This window comes from Rathayibacter sp. AY1F4 (genome assembly GCF_002931775.1).
In the GTDB taxonomy this organism is placed as follows: Bacteria; Actinomycetota; Actinomycetes; order Actinomycetales; family Microbacteriaceae; genus Rathayibacter.
In genome coordinates this window covers 32713-59542 of sequence record NZ_PSVE01000002.1, presented here as the reverse complement: position 1 = coordinate 59542, position 26830 = coordinate 32713, and the positions used below count along the sequence as shown (strand labels likewise).

The window sequence follows — 26830 nt, the reverse complement described above, 5'->3', positions numbered from 1 at the left end:
CGTCACCAGAGGCTCGATTGGCCCGCACGGCGGGCGACCTGGTTGAAGGTCGCCAGCAGGACGAGGTTGATCAGGGAGTTGAAGAGGCCGATGGCGGCCGAGTAGCTGAACTGCGCCTGCTGCAGCCCCGCCTTGTAGACGTAGGTCTGGATCACCTCGGAGGTCGGGAGGTTGAGGTCGGTCTGCATGAGCAGGACCTTCTCGAATCCGAGGTTGAAGAGATTGCCGATCGCCAGGATGAACAGGATCGTGATCACCGGCAGGATGCCCGGGATGTCGATGTGGCGGATCCGCTGCCACTTGCTCGCTCCGTCGACGCGGGCGGCCTCGTGCAGAGCCGGGTCGATCGCGGTGAGGGCGGCGAGGTAGACGATCATCGAGAATCCGGCGTTCTGCCAGATGTCGGAGCCGATGTAGAGGGGCCGGAACCAGTCCGGCGAGCCCATGAAGAACACCGGCTCTCCCCCGAGGGCGACGATCGCGCTGTTCACGATCCCCGACCGCGGCGAGAAGAGCAGGTGAATCATGCCTACGACCACGACGACCGAGATGAAGGACGGCGAGTAGAGCACCGTCTGCGTGAACTTCTTGAACCGCTCGCTCTGCAGCTGGTTGACGATCAGCGCGAGCACGATCGGCACCGGGAAGGCGATGAGCAGCCCCAGTGCGTTCACCGTCAGGGTGTTCTCGATCAGGCGCCCGAACTGGAACGACGAGACGAAGCGGGTGAAGTTGTCCAGGCCCACCCACGGGCTGCCCGAGAAGCCGAGCGACGGGTTGTAGTCGCGGAAGGCGATCTGGGCGCCGTACATCGGCCAGTACTTGAACAGCGCCACGAAGACGAGCGCCGGAGTCAGTAGTACGTATAACTGCCAGGAGCGCAGGGCGCGCCTCGCAGCGGAGCCGAGGCGCTGCCTCGGGCTCAGGAGGCGCCGTGGCCGGGGGATCCCGGGGGCGGACTTCATCGTCGTCATGCGCGCACCTCTGCACTCGTCACCGATCCGCGGAGGACCGGTGAGCAATGGATGGGATGGGGTCGGGGCTCCTCGCGCGGTTCCGCGAGGAGGAGGGAGACGGCATCGCGGGCCATGCGCTCGTGGGGGAGCGCGACGGTCGTGAGGCCGGGGTCGAGGTAGGAGGCGAGGGTCTCCTGGTCGTCGAAGCCGACGATGGAGCAGTCCTCGGGCACGCGGAGGCCGCGCGCCTCGAGAGCCCGGTAGGCGCCCCAGGCGGTGCGGTCGTTGCCGCAGAAGATCGCGGTGGGGGCATCGGCCTCGTCGAGGAGCTCCGCGGTGAGCGCGAGGCCGTCCTCGACGGTGCCGCCGGAGCCGTGCCGGACGAGGCGTGGGTCCACGGTGAGGCCCGCCTCCTCGAGGGCGCGGCGGTAGCCCGCCCGCCGTCCGACACCCGCAGGGAGGTCGCTGTCGGCGGGCTGGATGTCGATGTAGGCGATGCGGCGGTGGCCGGCGCCCGTCAGCTGGCGGGTGGCGGTGTACCCGCCCTCCTCCTCGTCCGGGAAGACGCTGGAGAAGCGCCCGCCGGCGGACTGGGCGTTCACGACCACGGTGGGCACGTCGCCCAGCGCCTCCGGCACCGCGACGACGCGGTGGTACATCGAGGCGTAGATGACGCCGAGCACGCGGTACGACAGCATCATGTCGATCGCCGACTCCTCGAGGGCGCGCTCGCCGAAGGTGTCGACGCTGAGGATGATGTGGCCGCTCTCCCAGGCCCGCATCTGCGCGCCCTTCAGCAGGCGGCCGGCGAAGGGGGAGCTGGCGACCTCGTCCGAGACGAAGCCGATCATCCCCGACTGCCCGCTGCGGAGCGACTTCGCGAAGGCGTTGGTGCGGTAGCCGAGATCCTCGACCGCCTCCATCACGCGGGCTCGGGTGGCCTCGGTGACGCGGTTGCCGGGAGCGTTGTTGAGCACGAGGGACACGGTGGCCTGGGAGACGCCGGCGCGCTCCGCGACCTGCCTCATCGTCGCCGTCCGTCCGGCCATGACCCACCTCCTCGTGATCTCGGTTATTCGTATAACTGGAAAGTACACATCCGAGAGCGCGGCGTCAACATCCGATCCCGCGAGCCCGGGTCGGCAGGTCGCGAGAACGCAGGAGTCGTCGTTCTGGAGCTCGAGTGCGACGGCTTCCGCGTTCTCGCGGAGGGTGGAGGCGTCAGCCGGAGGACTCCCGCGGCACGAAGCGGACGGGCATGGCCTGCACGCCCGCGGTCGGACGTCCGTGGATCGCGTTCGAGAGCTCCTCCGCGGCGGCGCGGCCGAGCGTGTCGAGCATCATGTCGATGCTCGAGAGCGGCGGGCGGGCGGCCTCGACGAGGAGGTCCCAGTTGTCGAAGCCGACGACGGCCACGTCCTGCGGCACCCGCCGGCCGGTCTCGCGCAGGTGGTCGAGGGTGCCGCGGGCGATCTGGTCGCTCGCGCAGATGATCGCGTCGAGGTCCGGATGCGCGCGCAGCAGCGTCTCGGCGCACTGGCGCCCCCAGCTCTCGGACCACTGCCCGAAGAGGACGCCGCCGCCGACCAGCGGCAGCCCCGCCTCCGTCAGCGCCTGCTCGACGCCCCGGGCGCGGTCGTGCGCGGCGGTGTAGCTCGGCTCGCCGTTGACGAGGGCGATCCTCGTCCGTCCGCGCTCGATCAGGTGGCGGGCGGCGAGGACGCCGGCCTGCACGTTGTCGGGCGTGAAGGAGGAGTCGCGCGGATCCTCCGAGGGCGCGTAGGCGTAGACGACCGGCACCGGGATGGTGCGGGTGATCGAGGGGCGCGGGTTCGTCGTCCGGCCGAGCACCACGATCCCGTCGACGCGCTTGGCGAGCAGGTTCTTGATGTGGTGCTGCTCGCGGATCGAGTCGCCGCGGGCGTCGCAGAGGAGCACCGACGTCGATCCGGCGCCGAACGCGTCCTCGGCGCCGAGCAGCACGGGGAGCACGAAGCGGTTGTCGAGATCGTTGGTGAGCATCCCGATGGTGCCCGTGCGCCGGGAGTTGAGGGCCTGCGCGAACGGGTTCGGGGTGAAGGAGAGGGCCTCGGCGGCGTCCAGCACGCGCTGGCGGGTCTCGGCGCGCACCTGGTCGCGGCCGTTGAGCGCCTTGGAGGCGGTGGCGATCGAGACGCCGGCGGCGGCCGCCACGTCGGTGAGCGTGATGGTGCCGGTGGGCTTGCGTGGTGGCACCGCGTCTCCGTTCCGGGCCCGACGGGCCGCCGCGATGATCCTCGCACGACTCGGCGTAAAAGCCGAAAAGACCGAAAAGGTCGCATCTCTTGACGGACTGACGTGCTCTGCCTAGGTTTACCCGACAGAAAGTAGTTTCGGCCCGGCGCAGACGATCGGGACGACTGCCGAGGAATCCGTCAACGACGAAGGGATCATCCGTGAAGACGAGGAAGCACGCTCGGGGCCTCGCCGCCGCCGTCCTGCTGGGAACGGCCGCGGCCGCACTGACCGGCTGCGCGAGCGGCACCGGGGGCGACTCCGGCTCCGCCGCGGGAGGCAGCTACACGTTCTGGGACCCGTACCCCCAGTTCGACGAGTCGTCCGACTGGGCGAAGCTCATCGACTCCTGCGGGACCGAGGCCGGCGTCACCGTCGAGCGCACCGGCTACGACACCACCGACCTGACCAACAAGGCGCTGCTCGCCGGCCAGCAGGGCAACTCGCCCGACCTCCTGCTCGTCGACAACCCCGTGGTCTCGACGCTCGCGGAGTCGGGCATCCTGACCACGACCGCCGAGTCCGGGCTCTCCACCGACGGGATCGACGCGAACATCCTCGCGGCCGGCCAGACCGGCAGCGACACCTTCGGCGTGCCGATCGGCGCCAACACGCTCGCGCTGTACTACAACAAGGCCGTGCTCGAGAAGGCCGGCGTGGACGCCGCCTCCATCACCGACTGGGCCGGGCTGACCGACGCGCTCGAGAAGGTCACCGCCTCCGGCGGCAAGGGCATCACGTTCTCCGGCATCGGCACGGAGGAGGGGACCTTCCAGTTCCTGCCGTGGTTCTGGGGCTCCGGCGCCGAGCTGACCGACCTCGACTCGCCCGCCGCGGTCGACGCCGTCTCGCTCTGGAGCGACTGGCTGCAGAAGGGCTACGCGCCCAACTCCGTGATCGGCAACACGCAGACCACGAGCTGGCAGGAGTTCGAGACCGGCGAGTACGCGTTCGGCGAGAACGGCACCTGGCAGCTGGCCAACGCGAAGGCCTCGGGCATCGACTACGGCGTCCTGACCATCCCGTCGAAGGACGGCGGAGCGGCCCCCGCACCGACCGGAGGCGAGTTCCTCACCCTCCCGGTGCAGTCGGACACGGCGCGCTACGAGACCTCGAAGAAGATCGCCGAGTGCCTGACCTCGACGGAGAGCCTGGTCACGACCGACAACACGCTCTCGTACATCGCGCCGACGGCCGAGGCGCAGCAGGAGCAGGTCGCCGGCAACGCCGACCTCGAGCCGTGGGTCACCGCCGTGCAGGCCGCGAAGGGCCGCACCTCGGACGATCTCGGCACGAAGTACCCGAAGATCTCGGAGCAGCTGTGGGGCGCGGTGCAGACCGTGCTCAGCGGCTCGCAGTCTCCCGAGGACGCCCTGAAGGCCGCCCAGTCGGCCGCCGAATCCGCCACGAAGTAGGACGACCGGGGGCTCCCGCTCCCCGAACGAGGTCCTTCCGGCCGGTGCTCCGCGCACCGGCCGGGGGGACGGGAGAGACCATGACCACTGCCACCGAGACCGCCCGCCTTCTGCGGCGCGGCACCGAGCCGCCGGCCCCGCCCGCCCCGGCCGCCGAGAGCCGTCGGCGCCGCTGGCGACCCGAAGGCGGCCGCCTGGTCGCGTGGGCGTTCCTCGCCCCACTCGTCGCCTACCTGCTCGTCTTCTACGCGTTCCCGCTGTACCGCAACCTCGAGCTGAGCCTGAAGGACTACACGGTCCGCTCGTTCGTGCAGGGGAACGCGCCCTTCGTCTGGTTCGACAACTACGTCCAGGTGTTCCAGGACGCGACCTTCGGCCCGGCGCTGCTGCACACGGCGGTCTTCACCGGCGTCTCGCTCCTCTTCCAGTTCACGCTGGGGCTGGCGCTCGCCGTGTTCTTCTACCGCCGCTTCCCGCTGGCGAGCACGCTCCGGGCGCTGTTCCTGGTGCCGTGGCTCCTGCCGCTGATCGTCTCGGCCTCGACCTGGTCGTGGATGCTCAACAGCGACTCCGGCATCGTGAACGCGTTCCTGGAGTCCTTCGGGATCGGCCAGATCAACTGGCTCACCTCGCCGACCACCTCGCTGATCGCGGTCCTGATCGCGAACATCTGGATCGGCATCCCGTTCAACCTGGTGATCCTCTACTCCGGCCTGCAGAACATCTCGCAGGACCTCTACGAGGCGGCCTCGCTCGACGGCGCGACCGGCGCCCAGCAGTTCTGGCGGATCACGCTGCCGCTGCTGCGCCCGGTGTCGGCGATCACGATCCTGCTCGGCCTCGTCTACACGCTGAAGGTGTTCGACATCATCTGGATCATGACGAAGGGCGGCCCCGCCGACTCCTCGACCACGCTCGCCACCTGGACGTACCAGCTCGGCTTCGGCTCGATGCTGCCCGACTTCGGACCGGCCGCGGCCGTCGGCAACCTGCTGATCATCCTGGCCCTCGTCTTCGGTCTCGTGTACATCCGCGTCCAGCGGAAGCAGGCCGACTCGTGACCGCGCGCCGCCCCTGGTACCTGACGGTGGTCGGGATCGCCCTCACGGCGGTCATGCTGTTCCCCGTCTACTGGATGATCAACGTCTCCCTCACTCCGACCGGCTCGATGCGGAAGGATCCGCCGGACTGGTTCCCGTTCTCGCCCACGTTCACCGGCTACCAGGCGGTGCTGAGCGAGCAGCTGCCCTACCTGGGCACGAGCCTCGTCGTCGGCCTCGGCACCGTGCTGCTCACCGTGGCGATCGCCGCTCCCGCCGCCTACTCGCTGGCGAAGCTGCGGCCCCGCGGCGGGCAGGCCCTCTCGTTCGTGCTGCTGATCGCGCAGATGATCCCGGCGATCATCATGGCGATGGGCTTCTACGCCATCTACCTCAACCTGGGGCTGCTCAACTCGATCCCGGGCCTGATCGTGGCCGACTCCACCATCGCGGTGCCGTTCGGCGTGCTGATCTTCACGGCCTTCATGTCGGGGATCCCCGACGAGCTCACCCAGGCGGCCCGGATGGACGGAGCGAGCGCCTGGCGCACCTTCACCTCGGTGATCATGCCGATCAGCCGCAACTCCGTCGTCACCGTCTCGCTGTTCGCGTTCCTCTGGGCCTGGTCGGACTTCATCTTCGCCTCGACGCTCGACAGCGGCGGGAAGCTCCAGCCGATCACCCTCGGCATCTACAAGTACATCGGCAACAACAACCAGGAGTGGAACTCGATCATGGCGACCGCCGTGGTCGCCTCGCTCCCGGCCGCCGTCCTCCTCGTCGTCGCCCAGCGGTACGTCTCGGCGGGAGTCACCGCCGGCGCCGTCAAGGACTGACCCGTCCCTCCAAGGAGACACCGTGACCCTCACCGCCCCCACCGCCACCGCCCTCGGCGGCCCGGTCGCCCCCTCGCGGAGCGTGCTCCGGCCGCTCCGCCAGGACGAGATCCGCCTCACCGGCGGCTTCTGGAAGCACTACCAGGACCTCAACTCCTCCGCCGTCATCGAGCACTGCCGCTCGTGGATCGAGCGCGTCGGCTGGGCCGGCAACTTCGACCGCGCGGCCGACGGCTCGATCTCGTCCGCCGAGGGCGGCGACGCGCACGCGGGCATCGAGTTCGTGGACTCCGAGGTCTACAAGCTCCTCGAGGCCATGGCCTGGGAGCTCGGCCGGAGCGACGACACCGGGCTGCAGGAGCGGTACGACGACCTCGTCGCGCGGGTCGCCTCCGCCCAGGACCCGGACGGGTACCTGCACACGAGCTTCGGCCGGCCCGGCCAGCGTGCGCGCTACTCCGACCTGGAGTGGGGCCACGAGCTGTACAGCTTCGGGCACCTGATCCAGGCCGCCGTGGCGCGGCTGCGCACCGGTCACGACGACCTCCTGCCGCAGGTCGCCCGGCGCCTCGCCGACCACGTGCACCGCGAATTCGGGCCCGAGGGGAGGGTCGCCGTGTGCGGCCACCCCGAGATCGAGCCGGCCCTCGCCGAGCTGGCGAGGGCGACGGGGGAGGAGCGCTACCTCGAGCTGGCCCGCCTCTTCGTGGAGCGGCGCGGGACGGGGACGCTGAAGCCGATCGCGTTCGGCGCCGAGTACTTCCAGGACGACGTGCCCGTGCGCGACGCGGAGGTGCTGCGCGGCCACGCGGTGCGGGCCCTCTACCTCGCCTCCGGGGCTCTCGATGTCGCGGTCGAGACCGGCGACGCCGAGCTGGAGGAGGCGGTCCGCCGCCAGTGGGAGGCGACCGTCGAGCGGCGCACCTACGTCACGGGCGGGATGGGCTCGCACCACCAGGACGAGGCGTTCGGCGCGGACTACGAGCTGCCGCCGGACCGCGCCTACGCCGAGACCTGCGCGGCGATCGGCTCCACGATGCTCAGCTGGCGGCTCCTGCTCGGCTCCAACGAGCCCCGCTACGCGGACCTGATGGAGCGGACGCTGCTGAACGCGGTGCTCCCCGCCACCCGCGACGACGGCCGCGCCTTCTTCTACACGAACACGCTGCAGCAGCGCGTCGACGGAGTGGCGCCGGACGAGTCGCGCGAGACCGACCGCGCGCAGTCCAGCCTCCGCGCGCCCTGGTTCTGGGTCTCGTGCTGCCCGACCAACACCGCCCGCACCCTCGCGAGCGTCGAGCTCGGCTTCGCGACCGCCACCGACGACGGGGTGCAACTCCACCAGTACGGCGCGTACGAGGTGCGCACCGGAGGCGTCGCGCTGCGCGTCGAGACGGAGTACCCGGCCGACGGCGAGATCGTCGTGCGGATCCTCGAGGACGCGGAGTTCGCGCTGACGCTGCGGGTGCCGCCGTTCGCGCGGGGCTCGGCGCTGCTCGACGGCGAGCCGGTCTCGACGCCGACCGTCACCGTCCGCCGGGCGTTCTCCGCCGGCGACACCGTGCGGCTCTCGCTGCCGATGACGGCCCGCTTCGTCGCCCCGCACCCCCGGATCGACGCGGTGCGCGGCCAGGTCGCCCTCGAGCGCGGGCCGTTCGTGCTCGCGATCGAGTCGCTCGACCTGCCCGAGGGCCTGGACACCGAGCACATCGCGGTCGACGCCTCGGTGCCGCCGGTCGTGACGGCGGAGGGAGCGCGCGTGTCCCTCGTGGCGCGGGAGGCGGCTCCCGGCTGGCCCTACGGTTCCGTGCCGGTGGAGGAGGGGCGCCGCTTCGAGGCGGAGTTCCGGCCGTACCACCGCTGGGCGAACCGCGGGCCGTCGACGATGCGGATCTGGACGCCGACGGCCTGACGGGCACCGCTCGCGAGAACGCAGAAGTCGTCGCACTCGAGTGTGAGTGCGACGACTTCCGCGTTGTCGGCGGGGGACCGGTGGAGGGGAGCCGGGCTCCCCTCCGACCGGCTCAGCCCTGGGGCGAGGAGAGACTGACCTGGCGCGCCTCCATCGCGAACATCGAGAGGTTCGGGTGGATGCCCGCCGCGGACGAGTCGCCGTAGGGCTGCGCGATCCAGCGCGTGCTCTGCGGCTGGCAGATCCCGTGGTCCTCGGACTGCGAGCGGATGTCGACGAGCCGCAGCTGACCGGCGGGGAGCCCGAGGTCGCTCGAGATCGCGGTGAGCGTGGAGGCCTCGGTGGTGGTCAGCGTGTCGAGCAGGTTCTGCAGATACGTCGACTCCGCCGCGGTGTAGCTCCAGGCGGGATCGCTGCCCGATGCCGCGCCGGAGCAGGAGACCGAGGTCCCCGGCCTGCCGAACACCGACGGGTAGCTGATGAACCGGATCTGCACCGACGAGGTGCCGTCCTTCTTCGTGGCGGCGAGGATCTGCTCGACGATCGGCTTGAGGTTCGCCTTCATCGCCGCAACGGTGATGTCGCCCTTCCGAGTTCCGCCCTTCGTTCCGTTCCAGTTCGGGACGCCGTTGCCGTCGACGCACGAGGTCGTCCTGTCGCAGGCGTACATCGCTCCGGTCACCGTGCCCTCGTACCTCTTGCCAGCGGAGTTCGTGCCGGAGTAGACGTCGTTGCCGCCGACCGAGACGGTCACCGTCTTCGTCCCCCAGCCGAGCGCTCCCGCTCCGCGCCACGGGTTCGCGGCGTAGCCGGTCGCGGCCTCGGCGAGCTCGTCGCCCTGACCGGTCGACGTCGCGATGGACTGGCTGGTGTCGGAGGGGCAGGACGCGTCGTAGAAGGTGTCGCGCTGCCCGAAGCGGTCGGCGAGGTACTGCACCTGGTTCCAGCGGGAGCGCTGGCAGGCGCCGCGGTCTACTCCGCCGCTCTTGATGAACTGGCGAGCGTTCTGGTCGGTGAAGGTCGAGACGCCGGGACCGGCCGCGTAGGAGCTGCCGAAGCCGACCGTCGTGGCCCAGCCCATCCCGGTCGGGACGACGGTGAGGCGGTCCAGGTTGAAGCCGCCCTTCTTCACCAGGACGTAGAGCGCGTGCGTCCCTGCGGGGATCGGCACGTTCTGCACGACCTGGGTGCGCCAGGTCTGCCAGCCGTTCGTGTTCGGGATCGTGGTGTCCGCGGGGCTGACGATGTTCGACCGGTCGTCGAGCGCGTAGGCGATCACTCCCGAGTCGAAGCCGCTGGCGACGCGGGCGCTGATGTCGAACGCCCCGGCGCTGTCGGCGTGCACGTCGTAGCGGAGCCACTCCCCGTCGTCGGTCCCGCCGACGTCGAAGTTGTCGCCCTGCGAGGACTCGACCGACGAGGACTCGAGGTCGACGTCGCCGCCGCGGTAGTAGCCGACGAGCGGCAGGCCGCGGTACGTCGTGTTCCCGTTGCCCGCCGTGGTGTCGTGGTAGCCCGTTCCCTCGCCACCGGCCGCCCAGTCCTCCGCCTCGATGGTGCTGCCGGCGGTGATGTCGGTGATGCGCGACGCGGTGAGAGTGCGCAGGTCGATGAGTCCGCTCGCGACCACGGTGAGGGTGTGGGTGCCCGCCGGAAGAGTGACTCCGGAGACGGACCGGTCGGCCCAGGCTCCCGCGGTGGTGGATGCCGGGAGGGTCGCGAGCGGCTGCCCGTCGAGCAGGATGCTCGCCCCGCCGGTGAGGTTGTTCGTGGTCCGGAGCCGCAGCGCGAGGTCGTAGCGGCCGCCGGCGACGACGTCCACCGTGTAGTTCATGCGGTCGCCCGTGGCGAGCCCGACGACGGCCTCGCCGCCCCCGTAGGTGGTGTCCGTGCTGGTCGCCAGGTTCACCGCGTCGGGGCGGTAGCCGCTCGTCGTGCTCTGCGGTTGGGCGATCGAGTAGCCGACGCCGGAGCCGCCGTCGTTGTAGTCCTGGGCGAAGACCACGCCGGGGAGCACTCCCGCGTTCGTGCTGTAGCCGGAGGCGAGGCCGCCGGTCACGGTCGAGCGGTGCGCGTCGCCGGTCGCGGGCAGCGGGGAGACGCGGACGCCGGCGAGCGAGGGCGTACCCTGTCGCGCGACGGTCGCGAGGTTCAGCGTGCCGTCGGAGACGGCGACGACGGCGCTCGCCGTGGAGGCGCTGCGGGCACCGGATCCGGCCGCGAAGGGATCGACGCCGCTGAACGCGGTCCCTCCCTCCGCTGTCACGTCGAAGACGTTCTGCCCGGCAGCGGTCCCCGCGTTCTCGCTGAGGAGGAGGGAGACGCGGTAGCGGCCGTTCGGGACCGGCAGCGCGTACGAGACGGCGCCGGTGCGGGTGGTGCGGTAGAGCGTGTCGTCGGCCGTGTTCGCGATGTCGCCCGCGACCTGCGCTGTGGCGCCGCCGGAGACGAGCCCGGAGTCGCCGGTGAAGTGCTCGGAGGCGATGTCGCTGTAGCCGGCGGTCGCTCCGGGCGAGAGCGCGTAGCTGCTCTTCGCCCCGGCCCAGGTGTAGGTCGAGGTCGAGTGGGCCTGCAGCTTCGCGGTGAAGCCGGTGGTTCCCTCGCCGACGGTCGCCGTCGTGGCGGGTCCGCTGTTCACGACGACGAGCACGCGGCTTCCGTCGGGGTTCTCGAACGCGGTCTGAGCGACGTCGTCGCCGGTCAGTCCGCCCTCGGCGCCGATGCGGTGCGCGCCGGGCTTCACGAACTTCGAGAACTGCGCCAGCTCGTAGAACTTGGGCATGTACGAGACCGTCGCCGCGGATCCACTGGTGTCCACCTCGACGAGGGGCTCCTGCGGAGCCGAGAGGTCGGTGACCGGCCCGCCGTTCTGGTCGAGCACCATGTTCCAGTAGATGTACGCGCTCTGACCGTGGTTGATCTGCTTGACGATCTCCTTCGCCCACTTCTCATCGCGGATGTAGTTGGTGGGCTCCGCCTGGCCGAGGTCGGTGTGCTCGCTCATCCAGGAGGAGTACCCCGGGCTGGCCTGGGCGAAGAGGTCGAGGTTGGCGTCGGAGCAGTAGTTCTGCCCGAAGTCGCACTCGTAGGGGTGGAAGTCCGCGCCGGAGGCGTACGGCTTCACGGCCGGGTCGTTGAGGACGTTGGACGGGTAGTACCAGTGGTCCTGGTTGTGCTCGTAGACGCGGATCTTCGTTCCGGTGCTCTGTGCGGCGAAGGTGGGGCCGAGGTAGGAGCCGACGAACTGCGCCATCTGCGAGTCGGTCCAGAGAGTCGCCTCGAACGACGCGGGGTTCTCGGGCTCGTTCTGCACCGAGACGTCGGTGACGTCGATCCCCTGCTGCTTGTAGGCGGCGACGTACTTCGCGAAGTAGTCGGCGTAGGCCTGGTAGTAGCGGGGATCGACGGACGGGGCGACGAGGGAGGCGTCGCCGGAAGCGGTCGGCTTCCCGAGGAGGGACTTGTTGTTCTTGAGCCAGGAGGGCGCGGTCCACGGCGAGGCCATGAGGCGGAAGGGTCCGCCGGCGGAAGCCTGGGCGGCCTTGATGTAGGGGATCAGGTACTGCTGGTCCCGCGCGACCGAGAAGTCGTTCAGGCCGAAGTCGCCGTCCGTCTCGTCGTAGGAGTAGTGGTCCAGCGCGAAGTCGTTGGACCCGATCGAGGTGCGGGCGATCGAGAAGCCCGCTCCGGTACCGGGGTCGAAGAGCTGGTCCATCACGGCGCCGCGCTGCGCGGCGCTGACGCTCGGGCGGTTGAGCACGTCCCAGCCCGCCTCGTTGAAGGTGGCGCCGAAGCCGTCAATGGCCTGGTGCTGCTGAGCGGCGTCGACGCGGATGTCGGGGACGGCGCCGTTGAGGCTGCCGAAGGTGGTCGCGGTCTTGGTGGCGAGTCGGTCGGCCGCGAGTGCGGTCTGAGTGACCGACACGGTGGTACCGGAGGGGGCTGCGACGGCGGACGTGGCGAGGGCGCCCGTCGTCAGTCCGGCCGAGGCCAGCGCTGCGATCGCCGCGGCGGCGATCACGATTCTCGGTTTCATGGTTCTCCTCATCGAGTTCCCGCTCGGAGCGGTCTGGGCACACGATAAAGACTTACCAGGCCGTAAGTAAATACCGACCGCAGGAATGGACTGAACGTGGCTGGAGTCCGTCACGGCCCGCAGGACCGCCCGGTGGGCGTCGGCGCGGCCGGCCGGAGCGGTGCTTCGGACGCATCGGAGCGCTCCCGAGAGGGAGTGGCGCGGCGGGGATCAGCGCAGGCGCGCGAGCAGCGACTCGATGACCAGCTGGACGCTGCGCCGCATGGTGACGCGGCGGTCGCTGAGGAGCCACTGCGTCTGCAGTCCGTCCATCGTCGCGATGATGACGGAGGCGGCCTCGGCCACCTCCACGTCCTCCGGATCGCGACCGGTCGCGTCGGCGACGGCCGAGGTGATCATCGAGCGGAGGCCCTCGTAGCGCTGGGCGAAGAAGGCGCGGGCGGGGTGGTTGTCGGTGACGGACTCGCCCAGCAGCACCGTGTAGGTCTGCACGATCCCGGGCCGCAGAGCGTTGGCGGCGGCGGTGTCGATGAGGTGGTCGAGCAGGGCGGCGCCGCGCGGGGCGTGGTGCCCCTCCAGGTCGGCGACGTCCGCGTCGTCGCGGTACTCGAGCAGTGCGATGAGCAGCTGCTCCTTGGAGCCGAAGTGGTGGAGGACGCCGGCGTGCGTCATGCCCACGCGCTCGGCGATGTCGGCGAGGGAGCCGTTCGCGTAGCCGTGCTCCCCGAACACGGCCATCGCCGCGTCGAGGATCTCCTTGCGCCGCTGCCCCGACCGCTTCTGCGGCCTCTGCGCCTTGCCCGCCCCCGATGCGGCAGGCGCCGGCCAGCTCTGCTGTGCCCTCATCCGCGCCCCTTCCGCCGAGTCGATTCTACCTCTCGAAAAATTTACTTACCGGTCTGTCAGTAACTGTGTGATGATGACTCCCATCAGCCCGAACCGATGGAGCGACGACGATGATGTCACCCCCTACTTCCCACCTCCCCGACGACTTCGTCTGGGGTCTCGCCACCTCCGCGTACCAGATCGAGGGCGGAGTGCGGCAGGACGGCCGCACGGCCAGCATCTGGGACACCTTCGCGCACACCCCCGGCCGCACCCGCCACGGCGACACCGGCGACACCGCGTGCGATCATCGACGGCTCTGGGAGGCGGACCTCGACCTGCTGGTCGAGCTCGGCGTCCCCGCCTACCGCCTCTCGCTCTCCTGGACGCGCCTGCAGCCCGGAGGCCGCGGACCGCTGAACCCCGCCGGCGTCCGCTGGTACCGCGAGCTCCTGAGCGGCCTGCACGCCCGGGGCATCCGCCCCTTCGTCACGCTCTACCACTGGGACCTCCCGCAGGAGCTCGAGGACGAGGGCGGCTGGACGGCGCGCTCCACGGCCCGCGCCTTCGCCGAGTACGCCGGAGCGGTCGCCGCGGCCCTCGGCGATCTCACCGGGGACTGGATCACCATCAACGAGCCGTGGTGCGCGGCGTTCCTGGGCTACGGCCTCGGTGTGCACGCCCCCGGCCGCTCCAGCACCCGCGACGCCGTCACGGCGGCCCACCACCTCAACCTCGCGCACGGCCTGGCCACCCGCTCGATCCGCACGGCGGCCCCCGGTGCCCGCATCGGAGTCACGAACATCGTCGCGGACCTGGTTCCCGCCACTCCCGACGACCTCGACGCCGTCGAGCGCCTCGACGCCGTGAACCACCAGCTGTTCCTCGCGCCGGTCTACCGCGGGGAGTACACGCCGCGGACCCGGGCCCTGCTGGACCCGTGGGGGCTCTCGGACGCCGTTCTCCCCGGCGACCTGGCGATCATCGCCGAGCCGACCGACTTCGTCGGCATCAACCACTACCAGCGCGTCGTGGTCGAGGACGACGCGGACGGCGGGGCGGCCCGGGTCCGCGAGACGCCCGCGGGCTCGGAGCACACCTCGTTCGGCTGGTCGGTCACTCCGGAGGCGCTTACCGCCGTCCTGCTCCGCGTCACCTCCCGCTACTCCGACCTGCCCGTCTACATCACGGAGAACGGGGCGAGCTTCCACGACTACGTCGACCCCGAGGGCCGCGTACTCGACCCCGAGCGGATCGACTACCTCGCCGGCTACATCGGAGCGATCGACGCCGCCGCCGCGCAGGGTGTGACCGCGGCCGGCTACTTCGCCTGGTCCTTCCTCGACAACTTCGAGTGGGGCGAGGGCTACGACAAGCGCTTCGGCCTCGTCCACGTCGACTTCGGCACGCAGAAGCGCACGCCCAAGCAGTCCGCCTCCTTCTACCGCGACGTCATCGCCGCGCACCGCTCCTCCGCCGCCGCCCCCGCGGCGGCCCTCACCCGCTAGCCCCACCCCCCACGAGAAAGCGAACTTCGATGAAGAAGCTCATCACCGCGATCGCCCTGACCGCCGTCACCGGGATCGCCCTGACCGGCTGCGCCGTCGGCAGCGCCGGATCCTCCGACGGCTCGACGACCCTCACCTTCCAGAATCAGTTCTCGGACGCCGAGACGGCCGAGGCGCAGAAGCTGGTCGCGGAGTACCACGAGGCCCACCCCGACGTCACCGTCACCCTGGCGCGTGACAACGACTCCTCCTACTACGACAAGCTCGTCACGCAGATCTCGGCGGGCAAGGGCCCGGACATCGTGCGCCTGGAACCGCCGAAGGTGGCGCAGTACGCGGCCAGCGGATTCCTCGCCCCCGTCGAGGACTCGCTCGGCGACAGCTCCGACTACTTCGAGAACACCATCACCGCAGCCACCCGCGACGGCCACGTCTACGGCGTCCCGCAGGACGTCTCGACGCTCGCGCTGTTCTACCGGAAGGACCTGCTGACCGCGGCGGGGATCGACGCGCCGCCGACGACCTGGGAGGAGCTGACCGCCGACGCGCAGAAGCTCACCGCCGACGGCAAGTACGGCATCGGCCTCTTCGGCGGCTGGGGCGCGTACGAGTTCTACCCCTGGCTCTGGCAGTCGGGCGCCGAGGTGATGGCCGACTCCGGAAGCGAGGTCGCCTTCGACTCGGCCGACGGGGTCCGCGCCCTCGAGCTCTGGACCGACCTGCAGAAGACCGCGATGCCCGCGGGCATGGCGACCGCCACCGAGGACGACGTCCGCGGCCCGTTCACGAACGGCGACATCGCGATGATGACCTCCGGCCCTTACATGACGTCGATCCTCGAGGCCTCGGGCCTCCAGGACGACCAGTGGGGTGTCGCGCCGCTGCCTGCGGACGCGACCAGCGCCTCCGTGCTGGGCGGGATGGACCTGTCGGTCCTGGCGAGCAGCCCGCACCAGGAGCAGGCGGGTGACTTCCTGAGCTGGTGGGCCTCCGACGACGTGCAGTCGCGCTGGGCGGACGACCTGGGCTATGTGCCCGCGAAGAAGTCGCTCTACGAGCAGGCGCCCTTCACCGACGACCCGACCGTCGCGACCTTCGGCACCATCATCGAGGCGTCGAAGTCGCGGCCGACCGTGGCCCGCGCCGCGGACGTCGACTCGGCGCTCGGCAACGCCGTCGCCGCAGCCCTGTCCGGCGCGGCCAGTCCGCAGGAGGCGCTCGACGAGGCGGCGCAGAAGGCGAACAGCGCGCTCGATGAGTAGCCAGACGCTCCTCGCGGCCGCCGTGCGCCCCCGTGCACGGCGGCCCCGCCGCGACGGTTTCGCACCGGCGGTGATGCTCGCGCCGATCTCGATAGCCGCCGTCGTCGTGATCGGCCTGCCGATCCTCTTCGTGATGGTCGAGAGCTTCTTCGACGTGAACCCCAGCCGCCATGTGGGCTGGCAGTGGACCGGCCTGGACAACTACGCCCGGATCGCCGGCGACAGCGAGCTCGGCCCGGTCATGCTGAACAGCGCGGTCTGGACCTTCGGCTCCGTCGCGCTGCAGTTCGTGCTCGCGTTCGCCGCCGCTCTGATCGTCCGCGAAGCCCTCCAGGGGCGGGCGTGGGCCTGGCTCCGCGCCGCGTACGTGGTCCCGTGGGCGACGCCGATCATCGTCGGAGCGATGTCGTGGCGCTGGCTCTACCAGCCGCAGTTCGGCCTGCTCAACGATGTGCTCCAGCGCGTCGGTCTCGGCGACCTCCAGCACGCGTGGCTCAGCGACCCTTCGACGGCTCTCGCCGCGGTGATGGTCACCAACGTGTGGCGCGGCTTCCCGTTCATCATGATCATGCTGCTCTCGGGTATGGCGGCCATCCCCGACGAGGTCTACGAGGCGGCCCGCGTCGACGGCGCCCGCACCGGGCAGCGGATCCTCTGGATCACTCTGCCGCTGCTGCGTCCCGTGATCCTCCTCAGCACGCTCATGTCGCTGATCTGGACGTTCAACAACTTCGGCCTCATCTACGTGATGACGCAGGGCGGCCCGGACGGCGCCAGCGACATCCTCACCACGTTCGTCTACAAGAACGCGTTCCAGCGCTTCGACTTCGGCTACGCGAGCGCCCTCTCGGTGTTCCTCTTCGTGATCGTCGCCGCCGGGTCCCTCCTCTACGTCCGCGCACTCGGGAAGGGCGCCCTGAAATGACCGCCACCGTCGACCGGCCCGTGCTCACTCCGAGCACCCCCGTCCCTCCGCCCCGTCCGCCCCGGCGCGTGCGCCGCCGGCCCCGCCCCGGCATCGTCGCCGTGCGGATGCTCGGCGTCGTCATCGGCGTCTTCGCCGTCGTGCCGGTGCTCTGGACCGTCCTCGCCTCGTTCAAGGACGGCACCGAGATCTTCCGGAGTCCGCCGACGATCCTGCCGGCGAACCCCACCATCGAGAGCTACCTCTACGTGCTCGGGCGGGGAGCCTTCTCGGCCTGGTTCGTCAATTCGCTGATCGTCTCGTTGTCGACCGTGGCGCTCGGGCTGCTGATCGGGGTACTCGGCGGCTACGCCCTCTCCCGCTATCGGATCCGCGGCAAGCGCTTCTTCCTCGTCAGCCTGATCATGACGCAGATGTTCCCGAGCGTGCTGCTGATCATCCCGCTGTTCTGGCTGGTCTCGAACGTGGGTCTGTACGACAGCATCGCGGCGCTCATCATCGCGGGCGTCTCCACATCGGCGCCGCTCGGCGTGTGGCTGATGAAGACCGCCTTCGACGAGATCCCGCGGGAGTTCGACGAGGCGGCGCGGATCGACGGCGCCGGAGCGTTCCGGACGCTCTTCAGCGTCGTGCTGCCCGCGGCCCGGCCGGGCGTCGTCGCGACCGGCATCTTCCTCTTCATCGGAGCGTGGGAGGAGTTCGTCTTCGCGCTCACCTTCACCAGCTCGGACCAGAACCGCACGCTGCCCGTCGGACTCTCGCAGCTCAGCTCGGCGTTCGAGGTGCACTGGAACGACGTCTCGGCGATGAGCGTGCTCGTGCTGATCCCCTCGCTCGTCCTCTTCGTGTTCATCCAGCGCTGGCTGCTGGGCGGGGCGATCGCGGGCGGAGTGAAGGGGTGAGCCTCGTCGAGCCGGGTGCCCTGCCGATCAGCGGTGAGGTGCAGTTCTGGCGCATGGAGCCGGAGGAGTGGGAGCCGGCGCTGCGCGCGGTGCAGGAGATCGGCATCGACACGGTCGCCACCTACCTCTCGTGGCGGCGGCACGAGCCGGTGCAGGGCACGCTCGATCTGCGCGGCACCCACGCGCCGGAGCTCGACGTGCACCGCTTCCTGCGCCTCTGCCGCGAGCGGGGTCTGCGCGTGATCCTCAAGCCGGGGCCGTGGATCTGCGCGGAGGAGCCCAACGGAGGTCTGCCCGACTGGGTGGTGGCCGATGACGCGCTGATCGCCCTCGACCACCGGGGCGAGCAGGTGTCCGGCTACAACCCGCCCTTCAAGCACCCGATGCCCAGCTGCTCGAGCCGCGCATACCGCGCCCTGGTCGAGAGGTGGATCCGCGCCGTCTGGAGCGACCTCGCGGAGTTCCTCGGCGAGGACGGTCCGGTCGTCGGCACCCAGTACGACAACGAGCCGAGCCTGGGGTTCCAGGACAGCATGCACGGCTTCGACTGGCACCCGGACGCACTGGCCGACTGGCACCGGTTCATCGGCGGGACGGTGGAGCCGCCGCGCCCGCGGACCGGGCCCCCCGAATCCGCGACCGCTCTCGAGTCGGCGTGGGCCCACTGGCACCGGGTCTACTTCGCGGACTACCTCGCGTGGCTCCGCGAGGTGACGGCCGACGCCGGCGCCGCGGTACTGGCGGGCACGATCAATCTCAACACCCACCCCGTGCGCGGCTGGCCGCAGGACGGGCGGGTGCTGGTCGAGGCGCTCGAGGGCACCGTGGTCGGCGAGGACCACTACTACGTGCCGCCGCTGGACGACCGCGACCTCGCGGGGCTGGCGCTCGCCGTGGCGCAGGCGCGTGCCTCGGCGACTCCGCTGGTCTGGTCTCCCGAGATGCAGGCGGGCATCTGGCGCTCGCCCGGCGAGGTCGTCGACTACCCGGACCCGACGGTGGAGGAGCAGGTGGCGTGGTGGGGAGCCGCTCTCGCCCTCGGCTACCAGGGCTTCAACCTGTACATGCTGGTCGACCGGGAGAACTGGGAGCATGCGCCGATCACGCGGAGCGGTGTCGTCACTCCGCTCGGACGCGCCCTCCAGCGGATGCTGCGCGAGCTGCGCGGGGTGCGGATCCGTCCGGGCTCCCGCCCGCTGCCGGCCACCGCGCTGGAGTGGGACGACCTCGCTCGGGTCGACGCCTACCGGGTGCGCGGCACGCAATCGGCGCCGGACACCGCCTGGGACTCGCCTGCCGCTCGCCGACGCTACGACGCGGTCGAGAGGCAGTCGCTCGAGGCGGTGCGAGCGGGTCGGCAGTTCGACCTCGGCGGGACCGCTTCGGGCGTCGCGATCGAAGCGCCGGCGGGGTTCCTCGTGCGGGCGCACGAGGACGCGCAGGGGGCGGTGCTGCTGTACGTCGTGCGGCTGCCCGGAGCGGCGGTGCGGGGTCCGGTGGAGCTCGGGGTGCCGCTCGCCTGGCGCGCGGTCCGGCGCGCGGACGCCCAGGTGCGGTGCGAGTCGGGGCGGGTCGTGCTGCCGGCGGCGGCGGACGTGTTCGAGATCTGGAGCGTGGAGGCCTGAGGCGGAGCGGCATCCGGCCGTTCTGGGCGGCGGTGGTGCAGCCGGGCCCTGCGCTCAGATCCAGCCGCGCTCGCGGGCCTCGATCACCGCGCGCTGGCGGGTGTCGACGTCGAGCTTGCGCAGGATCGACGAGACGTGATTGCGGACGGTGCCGGAGGAGAGGTGCAGCGCCGCGCCGATCTCGCCGATCGTCTCGCCGCGGGAGCCGGCGCTGAGCACGTCGAGCTCGCGGTCGGTCAGCGGGCTGCGCGTGTTCGCCAGAGCGTCGGCGGCGATCTCCGGATCGACGTAGCGGCGTCCGCTCGCGACCTGGCGGATCACCTCGGCGACGTCCTCGACCCGGCGCGACTTCGGCAGGAAGCCGCTGACGCCCGCTCCGAGCGCTCGCCGCAGGACCCCCGGCCGCGCATGGCGGGTGACGACCACGACCCGCGTCGCCGAGACGCGGCGCAGCCGCTCCGCCGCCTCGATCCCGTCGAGCCCGGGCATCTCGACGTCGAAGAGGCACACGTCGGGCTGCAGGCGCAGCGCCTCCGCGACCGCCTGCTCGCCGTCGCGGCACTCGCCCACGATCTCGAGGTCCTCCTCGAGGCGGAGGAGCGCGGCCAGCGCCGTGCGGATCATGTCCTCGTCGTCGGCGATCAGCACCCGGATCATGAGTCGCTCCCCACCGGCAGGCGAGCATCCAGCTCGAAGGAGCGGCGGACCGCCCCGGCGCGCAGCGTCCCGCCCGCGCGCTCGACCCGCTCCGCCATGCCGAGGACGCCCGAGCCGGTCCCGTCCGCCTCCTCCGCGTCCGGTGCCAGGTCGTTCACCGCCTCGAACCGCCACTCGTCCCGCTCCCGCGCGAGCCGCAGCCGGGCGCTGGAGCCGCCGCCGTGCTTGAGGATGTTCGTCGTCGTCTCGCGGACCACCGGCCCGAGCGTCTCGGCCGGCGCGTGAGCCGCCGCCGGGTCGACCTCGAGCTCGACGCGGAGCCCGGCCGAGCGGAGCAGGTCGGCGGCGTTGGCCAGCTCGTCGGCGAGCGGGACGCTGCGGAAGCGCGTGGCGAGCTCGCGGGTGCCGGTGCGGGCGCCGTCGACCGAGCGCTGGGCGGCGCGCAGCTGCTCGAGAGCGGCCTCCGGGTCGCTGCCGAGGAGGCGCTCGGCGAGCTCGAGCTGCAGCGCGATCACCTGGAGGTGGTGGCCCTGGAGGTCGTGCACGTCGCCGGCGAGCAGCAGGCGCTCCTGCGCGGCGGCGAGACGGCCCTCGGCGGCGCGCGCCCGGTCGAGCTCGCGGACGATGTCCCACCACCACAGCGCGCTGACGACAGTCAGGGGCAGCAGCGTCGCGAACAGCAGGAGGGTCGAGAGCGCGGCCGACGCGTCCGGCGCCGCGCGCGTCTGCTCGAGCACCGCCGCGACCGCGAGGACGATCGTGCAGAGCACCATCACCCGGAGCCGCACCCCGCTCTGCCAGGGCAGCACCGCGATCAGGGTCGCGGCGAGCGAGAGCCCGAGCGCGAGGCTCCCGGCGGCCGTGCCGGTGAGCGCCGCGGCCGCCACTCCGAGGCCGAAGACCAGGGTCGGCACAGCCCGGAGGCGCACCGGGCCCTCGCGGTCGGCGCGCCGGTACGCGAGCGCGGTCGGCGAGAACACCGCGACCCAGGCGGCCGCGCCCAGGAAGTAGGCACCCTTCCGCCACTCCTCGGCCTCGGCGCTCAGCACCGCCACGGACCAGACGGCCAGGACGATCACCACGAAGGAGGCGGCCGACGCGAGGGTGTACCACCAGGTCACGGCGACGCCGCGGCCCGCGCGCACGGGCGGATCCGCCTCGGTCGAGTTCACCATGCGGCCCAGGCTACGACCATGACACTTGTCACCCCTCGGGCCGTCGATCCTCCCGGGACGCGGTGACCCGGCGGCACTGCCGCAGCGGGCGCGGACACGGTCGGATGGAGGAGTCCCGAGAGCCGGGGCCACGAACCGGAAGGCACGACCATGACGATCATCAGCGACGCGATCCTCGGATTCCAGGACCTGATCGGCCGCGTTCCCGAGCTCGTGCAGCCCCTCGTCGTCGCCGCGGCCGGGGCCGTCCCCTTCATCGAGGGAGAGGGAGCGGCGAGCATCGGGATCATCGGCGGCATCCACCCGGTCGTCGCCGGGCTCGCCGGGGCGATCGGCAACTTCGTCTGCGTGGCGCTGCTCGTGCTGCTGGGCACCGGCGTCCGCTCGGCGATCACGGGCCGCTCGGAGGCGAAGCGGACGACTCCGCGGCGCGAGAAGTTCCAGCGGGCCTTCACCCGCTACGGCGTCCCGGGCGTGAGCCTGCTGGGGCCGCTGCTGCTCCCGACCCACTTCACCGCGGTGATGCTGGCGGGCGCCGGAGTCGGCCGCGGGCGGATCCTGCTCTGGCAGGGCGTCGCGATCGCGCTGTGGACGACGGTGCTGACGGTGATCGTCGGGCTCGCGGTCTCGGGCGCGACGCAGGCGGGCTGAGCGGGCCGGACACGGTCCTGAAGCGTGCGACCCCGGTGGCGCAGAGGCGTCCGCGCCACCGGTCAGTGCCGGATGCGCCGTCCCGGTCCGCCGTCCGGATCCGCCGGGCCGGCGGACTGCAGGTGGGTGTGCAGGCGGATGAGGGTGTCGCGCAGCCGGGTCTTGACGGTGCCGAGCGGGATCGACAGCTCCTCCGCGATCTCGGAGTGGCTGTACCCGCGGACGTAGGCGAGGTAGAGGACGTCGTGGTGGATGGCGGCGAGCTGCCGGATCGCGCCGGCCGCGGGCGCCAGGGCCAGCCGGACGTCCGAGCGCTCCCACTCGTGATCGCGCGGCCGGTCGAGGACCGTGTACTGCAGCTCCCGGCGCCGCGCCGACCGGTCCGCCCGGGCGCGGTCCACGGCACGGCGGTGCGCGACCTGGGCCAGGAAGGCGAGCACGGGACGGCCCGGGTCGAGCGAGCGCGCGGTGCGCCAGAGCTCGAGGTAGACCTCCTGCGCGACCTCCTCGGCGGCGGCGCGGTCGTCGAGCACCGCGTCCGCGATGGAGACGACTCTGCCCGCGGTGAGCGAGTAGAGCTGCCGGAAGGCGGTCCGGTCGCCCGCGCAGACCCGCAGCAGCAGGGCCGCTGACCGCGCAGGGCTGTCCCAGGGCTCACGCCGCTTGCCCGTCATCGTCGACACAGGGCTCAGCCTGGCACCGCGGACGCGCTCCTCCCGGGGTCGTGCCCCGAGAGGTGGCCCCCGTTAGAGGCTCACTTTCACAGGAGTCCGCCGATGCGCGCCGCACGCCCGCCGATGCGCGGCCCCGGTCGCGCACGGGGCCCGTGCGGCGGCGTCGACGGACTGGGCCGCCCGTCAGGCGGCGACGCGCGCGTTCGACTGCGCGAGGAGCGCGACCGAGCGCAGGCGCGCCTCCGTCTGCAGCGACGCGTGGGCGACGATGACCTCGTCGGCGTCGGCGGAGCGGGCGAAGTCGGCGGTGTAGTCGGCCACCTGGTCGCCGGTGCCGACACCGGTGTAGGTGGTCATGCTCGCGACGTGGGCGCCGATCGGGGCGCTGAGCAGGGCGTCGAGCTCCTCGTCGTCGAAGGTCTGGCCGACGGGGATCTGCCCGCTCTGGCGCAGCAGCATCATCAGGCGGGCGCGCTTCATCTGCGCGAACTGCTCCTGTGCGTCCTCCTCGGTGTCGGAGGCGATGGCGTTCATCCCGGCGATCACGTAGGGCGCGTCGAGCTGCTCGGAGGGGCGGAAGCCGCGGCGGTACTCCGCGACGGCCTGGTGCAGCGCGTCCGGAGCGAAGTGCGAGGCGAACGCGTACGGCAGGCCCAGAGCGGCCGCGAGCTGCGCGCCGAAGAGCGAGGAGCCGAGGATGTAGAGGGGGACGCGGGTGCCGGCGCCCGGTGTCGCGCTCACTCCGGGGATGCGGGACTCGCCGGCGAGGAATGCCTGCAGCTCCAGCACGTCCTGCGGGAAGCGCTCGGAGGAGTCGGGGTCGCGGCGGAGCGCGCGGAAGGTCGCCTGGTCGCTGCCGGGGGCGCGGCCGAGTCCGAGGTCGATCCGGCCCGGGTGCAGCGTCTCGAGGGTGCCGAACTGCTCGGCGATGGTGAGCGGGGAGTGGTTCGGCAGCATGACGCCGCCGGAGCCGAGGCGGATCGTGGAGGTCTGCGAGGCGACGTGCGCGATGAGCACCGAGGTCGCGCTGGAGGCGATGCTCGCCATGTTGTGGTGCTCGGCGTACCAGACGCGGCGGTAGCCGTTCCGCTCGGCCTCCTGGGCCAGGGCGACGGAGGCGGCGAAGCTGTCGCGAGCGGTCTCACCGGGGGCGATGGGGGCGAGGTCGAGGATGGAGAGGGGAACGCTCATGGTGAGGGCAACGCCCGCGACGGCTCCGGTGTTCCCGTCGCGGGCGCCTTCCTCACGCCTCGGGGATGTCGCGGCCGTACGCCTCCAGCGTCACGGCCTCGGGCTCCGGTCCGCCGCGCACGCCGGCCTCGAGGGCGTCGATGCGGGCGAGCTCCGAGCCGGAGAGCGCGAAGTCGAACACGTCGATGTTCTCGGCGATGCGCTCGGGGCGGGTCGACTTCGGGATGACCTGGCGGCCCTCCTGCAGGTGCCAGCGGAGCATCACCTGCGCGGCCGTCTTCCCGTACTTGGCGCCGAGCTCGAGGAGCACCGGGTCGTCGAAGCTGCGGCGCGGGGAGTCGCGGTAGGCGGTGATGCCGCCGATCGGCGACCAGGCCTGCGTGAGGATGTCGTTCTCGCAGCCGAAGCGCTCGACCCGCCGCTGCTGGAAGTACGGGTGCACCTCGAGCTGGTTCACCGCGGGGACGACGTCGGTCTCGGCGAGCAGGCGGGTGAGGTGCTCGACCATGAAGTTGCTCACGCCGATCGCCCGCACCCTCCCGTCGGCGAGCAGCCGCTCGAGCGCCCGGTAGGCGTCGAGGGTGCGGTCGAAGGCCTCGGGCAGGGCCTGGTGCAGGATCAGCAGGTCGATCCGCTCGACGCCGAGCTTGCCCGCGCTCTTGTCGAAGGCGTGCAGCGTCTCGTCGTAGCCGTAGTCGCTGATCCACACCTTCGTCTCGAGGAAGACGTCGTCGCGGCCGGCGATCGCCTCGCCCACCTCGCGCTCGTTGCCGTAGGCCGCCGCCGTGTCGATGTGCCGGTACCCCGCGTCGAGCGCGGCGGCGACGGCGGCGCGGGTCTCGTCGGGCGGAGTCTGGAAGACGCCGAGTCCGAGGGCGGGGATCTCGACACCGTTGTGGAGAGTGAACGTGTTCATGAGCCCACGCTACGTCCGCAGACGCCGAGTCGCCCGAGAAGCCGCGCGCGACTCCTCAGGCGACCCCGTCGCTCCGGCCCTGCTCAGCCGTCGATCGGCAGCAGGATCCCCTTCACCGTCTCGTCCGTGGCGAGGAACTCCTGCACGGCCGGATCCTGGAAGGCCTGGACGAGCTTCCTCACGTTCTCGGTGTCGCGGTACTTCGAGCCGATGGTGAGCTGCCCGGCGAAGTCGTCGGGGGCCTGCGGGGCGAAGATCTGCTGCTCGATCGGGATGCCGGCGGCGAGGTAGTACTCGGTGTAGCCGACGGCCGCGTCGAGGTCCGGCAGCGCGCGCGACTGGGCGGCGAAGTCGAGCAGCGTGAACTGCAGGTTCTTCGGGTTCTCGGCGATGTCGTCCTGGGTCGCGGTGCCCGGCTCCGTGCCCGGCTTCAGCGTGATCAGGCCGGCGTTCTGCAGCAGCCAGAGGCCCTGCGCCTCGTTGGCGGGGTCGGAGTAGAGCGAGACCGTGCCGCCGTCGGGGATCTGGGAGACGTCGGAGTACTTGTCGCTCCAGAGCCCGAAGCCCCAGCGGAAGACGGGGGTGGCCGCCTCCTCCTCGAAGTCGGGGTTGGCCTCGAGCACCTGTCCCAGCCAGAGCTTGTGCTGGTAGACCGTGGCCGCGACCTCGCCCTCGCTCACCGCGCGGTTGATGGTGTTGCTGTCCGAGAGCCCCTTGAAGGCGACGGTGATGCCGTAGCGCGGCGCCACCTCCTTCGCGACGAAGTCGACCAGGGCCTGCTCGGAGGCGTTGCCCTCGGCGGTCGCGACGTAGAGCGTCGCTCCCTCCTGCTCGTTGGCCGAGACGGCGGGGGAGAGGAGCGGGACGGCGATCGCGGAGGCGACGCCGACCACGACGACGGCCGCTCCGGCGATCCAGGGCCAGCGGCGCTTCTTCTTGAGGTCGAATCCGAGGTCGTCGGGAGTGGACATGGCGGTGCCTTTCGAAGAGAGGGTGCGCGGGCGCGCGGGAGGGGCGCCCGAGGGCGCAGGAGGAGGAGTGGTGGTTCTAGACGGCGGCCGCGACCCGCGGCGCTCGCCGCGAGCGGGAGGCGCCGGGCGTGGTCGCGCGGACGAGGGCGTCGCCGGTGAGCTGCACGGTCGCGACGGTGGCGACCAGGATCACGATGGTGGCGAGCATGACGGTGGTGTCGAAGCGCTGGTAGCCGTAGGTCACCGCGACGTAGCCGATGCCGCCGGCGCCGATCGTGCCGGCGATCGCCGAGTACTCGATCATCGCGATCGTGTTGATCGTCAGGCCGCCGATGATCTGCGGAACCGCCTCGCTCAGCTGGGCGGTCCGCACCACCTGCAGCCGCGACGCTCCGGAGGCGCGGGCGACGCGGGTGAGCGAGAGCGGCACGCTGCGCAGCGCGTTCTCGACGATGCGGGTGAAGAAGGCGATCCCCGCGATCGACATCGGCACGACGGCCGCCGCGATCCCGATGTTGGTGCCGGTGATCAGGCGCGTGAACGGCATGATCGACGCCATCAGGATGAGGAACGGCAGCGAGCGGCCGACGCTGATGACGGCGCTGAGCACCTGGTGGGCGGCCCGGTTCTCGGCCAGCCCGCCCGGAGCGAGGTTGTGCACGAGAGCGCCCAGCGGCACGCCGACCAGCACCACGATCGCCATGACGATGCCGACCATGATCAGCGTCTCGCCGAGCGCCGGCAGCACCAGCGCGGGGATCTGCTCGAGCGGGACCTTGTTGTCGAGGTGGAGGATCACGCCGCCACCTCCTCGGCGAGGACGCGCACGCCGGCGGGCCGGACCGACAGGCCGAGCTCGGCCGCCGCACGGGTGAGCCGCGCCTCATCGACCGGGCCGAGCCCGATCGTCGCGTGGCCGACCGCCTGCCCGTCCACCGTCTCGATCGCCGCGCCGAGCAGCGAGACGGGGCCGACCGCCTCCGCGAGCCGGGTGACCCAGTCGGTCGGCACTCCGGAGCGGGAGTAGCCCACCACCCATTCGCCCAAGCCCGGGCCGGGCGCGACGGAGGGGCGCACCG

Annotated in this window: 22 protein-coding genes and 1 pseudogene; 10 read left to right on the top strand and 13 right to left on the bottom strand. The window is 71.4% G+C overall.

All coding sequences use genetic code 11. From position 1 onward, the window contains the following. Positions 1–2: 2 nt before the first annotated feature. From C5C59_RS01230 to C5C59_RS01220, 3 genes are all read right to left on the bottom strand, one after another. Positions 3–974 carry a sugar ABC transporter permease gene (locus tag C5C59_RS01230; protein ID WP_244229528.1) on the bottom strand — a complete coding sequence of 324 codons (972 nt, stop codon included), beginning with the start codon at positions 972–974 and terminating at the stop codon, positions 3–5. Beyond that, positions 971–2005 carry a LacI family DNA-binding transcriptional regulator gene (locus C5C59_RS01225; protein WP_104237754.1) on the bottom strand — a complete coding sequence of 345 codons (1035 nt, stop codon included), beginning with the start codon at positions 2003–2005 and terminating at the stop codon, positions 971–973. Before C5C59_RS01225 ends, C5C59_RS01230 begins: the two co-directional genes overlap by 4 nt. 172 nt (positions 2006–2177) lie before the next feature. Beyond that, a complete protein-coding gene (locus C5C59_RS01220; protein WP_104237753.1) occupies positions 2178–3191 on the bottom strand; it encodes a LacI family DNA-binding transcriptional regulator in 1014 nt (337 codons plus the stop codon). 200 nt (positions 3192–3391) lie between these two features. On the opposite strand from C5C59_RS01220, the gene C5C59_RS01215 reads away from it, so the two are divergent. From C5C59_RS01215 to C5C59_RS01200, 4 genes are all read left to right on the top strand, one after another. Then, a complete protein-coding gene (locus C5C59_RS01215) occupies positions 3392–4645 on the top strand; it encodes an extracellular solute-binding protein (RefSeq protein WP_104237752.1) in 1254 nt (417 codons plus the stop codon). An 80-nt stretch (positions 4646–4725) separates the two neighbouring features. Next, positions 4726–5706 carry a carbohydrate ABC transporter permease gene (locus C5C59_RS01210; RefSeq protein ID WP_104225802.1) on the top strand — a complete coding sequence of 327 codons (981 nt, stop codon included), beginning with the start codon at positions 4726–4728 and terminating at the stop codon, positions 5704–5706. Continuing rightward, positions 5703–6521, top strand: coding sequence for a carbohydrate ABC transporter permease (locus tag C5C59_RS01205; RefSeq protein WP_104222699.1), 819 nt, complete (start codon positions 5703–5705; stop codon positions 6519–6521). The genes C5C59_RS01210 and C5C59_RS01205 overlap by 4 nt, the downstream gene beginning before the upstream one ends. Positions 6522–6543: 22 nt before the next feature. After that, positions 6544–8433 carry a glycoside hydrolase family 127 protein gene (locus C5C59_RS01200; protein WP_104237751.1) on the top strand — a complete coding sequence of 630 codons (1890 nt, stop codon included), beginning with the start codon at positions 6544–6546 and terminating at the stop codon, positions 8431–8433. Between the two features lie 112 nt (positions 8434–8545). Here C5C59_RS01200 and C5C59_RS01195 read toward each other — a convergent pair whose 3' ends face one another. Continuing rightward, positions 8546–12469, bottom strand: a complete 3924-nt coding sequence (locus C5C59_RS01195; RefSeq protein ID WP_181134793.1) for a carbohydrate-binding protein — start codon at positions 12467–12469, stop codon at positions 8546–8548. A gap of 210 nt (positions 12470–12679) precedes the next feature. After that, positions 12680–13315 carry a TetR/AcrR family transcriptional regulator gene (locus C5C59_RS01190; protein WP_104237749.1) on the bottom strand — a complete coding sequence of 212 codons (636 nt, stop codon included), beginning with the start codon at positions 13313–13315 and terminating at the stop codon, positions 12680–12682. A 110-nt stretch (positions 13316–13425) separates the two neighbouring features. Here C5C59_RS01190 and C5C59_RS01185 point away from each other — a divergent pair, with 110 nt between their 5' ends. Genes C5C59_RS01185 through C5C59_RS01165 form a run of 5 tightly spaced genes read left to right on the top strand, consistent with a single transcriptional unit; the run spans position 13426 to position 19516 of the window. Further along, positions 13426–14802 (top strand): GH1 family beta-glucosidase, encoded by a 1377-nt coding sequence (locus C5C59_RS01185; RefSeq protein WP_219812423.1) that lies wholly within the window; start codon positions 13426–13428, stop codon positions 14800–14802. A 29-nt stretch (positions 14803–14831) separates the two neighbouring features. Beyond that, the gene (locus C5C59_RS01180; RefSeq protein ID WP_104237748.1) at positions 14832–16064 is read left to right on the top strand and encodes a sugar ABC transporter substrate-binding protein; all 1233 of its coding nucleotides are present in this window, start codon (positions 14832–14834) and stop codon (positions 16062–16064) included. Next, positions 16057–16989: a carbohydrate ABC transporter permease gene (locus tag C5C59_RS01175; RefSeq protein ID WP_181134792.1), complete on the top strand. Its 933-nt coding sequence runs from the start codon at positions 16057–16059 to the stop codon at positions 16987–16989. Before C5C59_RS01180 ends, C5C59_RS01175 begins: the two co-directional genes overlap by 8 nt. Then, the gene (locus C5C59_RS01170) at positions 16986–17891 is read left to right on the top strand and encodes a carbohydrate ABC transporter permease (protein WP_104237746.1); all 906 of its coding nucleotides are present in this window, start codon (positions 16986–16988) and stop codon (positions 17889–17891) included. Before C5C59_RS01175 ends, C5C59_RS01170 begins: the two co-directional genes overlap by 4 nt. Next, positions 17888–19516 carry a beta-galactosidase gene (locus C5C59_RS01165; RefSeq protein ID WP_104237745.1) on the top strand — a complete coding sequence of 543 codons (1629 nt, stop codon included), beginning with the start codon at positions 17888–17890 and terminating at the stop codon, positions 19514–19516. Before C5C59_RS01170 ends, C5C59_RS01165 begins: the two co-directional genes overlap by 4 nt. A gap of 54 nt (positions 19517–19570) precedes the next feature. Here C5C59_RS01165 and C5C59_RS01160 read toward each other — a convergent pair whose 3' ends face one another. Together C5C59_RS01160 and C5C59_RS01155 are read right to left on the bottom strand one after the other, a co-directional pair. Next, positions 19571–20173 carry a response regulator transcription factor gene (locus C5C59_RS01160; RefSeq protein ID WP_104237744.1) on the bottom strand — a complete coding sequence of 201 codons (603 nt, stop codon included), beginning with the start codon at positions 20171–20173 and terminating at the stop codon, positions 19571–19573. Continuing rightward, positions 20170–21348: a sensor histidine kinase gene (locus C5C59_RS01155; RefSeq protein WP_104237743.1), complete on the bottom strand. Its 1179-nt coding sequence runs from the start codon at positions 21346–21348 to the stop codon at positions 20170–20172. The genes C5C59_RS01160 and C5C59_RS01155 overlap by 4 nt, the downstream gene beginning before the upstream one ends. A 150-nt stretch (positions 21349–21498) precedes the next feature. Here C5C59_RS01155 and C5C59_RS01150 point away from each other — a divergent pair, with 150 nt between their 5' ends. Next, complete coding sequence (locus C5C59_RS01150; protein ID WP_104225805.1) at positions 21499–21999, top strand: small multidrug efflux protein; 501 nt, start codon at positions 21499–21501, stop codon at positions 21997–21999. A 62-nt stretch (positions 22000–22061) separates the two neighbouring features. Here the strand turns inward: C5C59_RS01150 and C5C59_RS01145 are convergent, their stop codons facing one another. From C5C59_RS01145 to C5C59_RS17110, 6 genes and pseudogenes are all read right to left on the bottom strand, one after another. Then, positions 22062–22673: a sigma-70 family RNA polymerase sigma factor gene (locus tag C5C59_RS01145; RefSeq protein WP_258062526.1), complete on the bottom strand. Its 612-nt coding sequence runs from the start codon at positions 22671–22673 to the stop codon at positions 22062–22064. 183 nt (positions 22674–22856) lie between these two features. Then, positions 22857–23864, bottom strand: coding sequence for an LLM class flavin-dependent oxidoreductase (locus C5C59_RS01140; RefSeq protein WP_104237741.1), 1008 nt, complete (start codon positions 23862–23864; stop codon positions 22857–22859). A gap of 52 nt (positions 23865–23916) precedes the next feature. Next, the gene (locus C5C59_RS01135) at positions 23917–24780 is read right to left on the bottom strand and encodes an aldo/keto reductase (RefSeq protein ID WP_104222706.1); all 864 of its coding nucleotides are present in this window, start codon (positions 24778–24780) and stop codon (positions 23917–23919) included. A gap of 83 nt (positions 24781–24863) precedes the next feature. Then, positions 24864–25751, bottom strand: a complete 888-nt coding sequence (locus tag C5C59_RS01130) for a MetQ/NlpA family ABC transporter substrate-binding protein (protein ID WP_104232971.1) — start codon at positions 25749–25751, stop codon at positions 24864–24866. Between the two features lie 76 nt (positions 25752–25827). Further along, the gene (locus C5C59_RS01125; protein WP_104222708.1) at positions 25828–26550 is read right to left on the bottom strand and encodes a methionine ABC transporter permease; all 723 of its coding nucleotides are present in this window, start codon (positions 26548–26550) and stop codon (positions 25828–25830) included. Beyond that, a pseudogene (locus C5C59_RS17110) lies at positions 26547–26830 on the bottom strand (hypothetical protein); the annotation flags it as partial. The pseudogene C5C59_RS17110 and the gene C5C59_RS01125, both read right to left, overlap by 4 nt.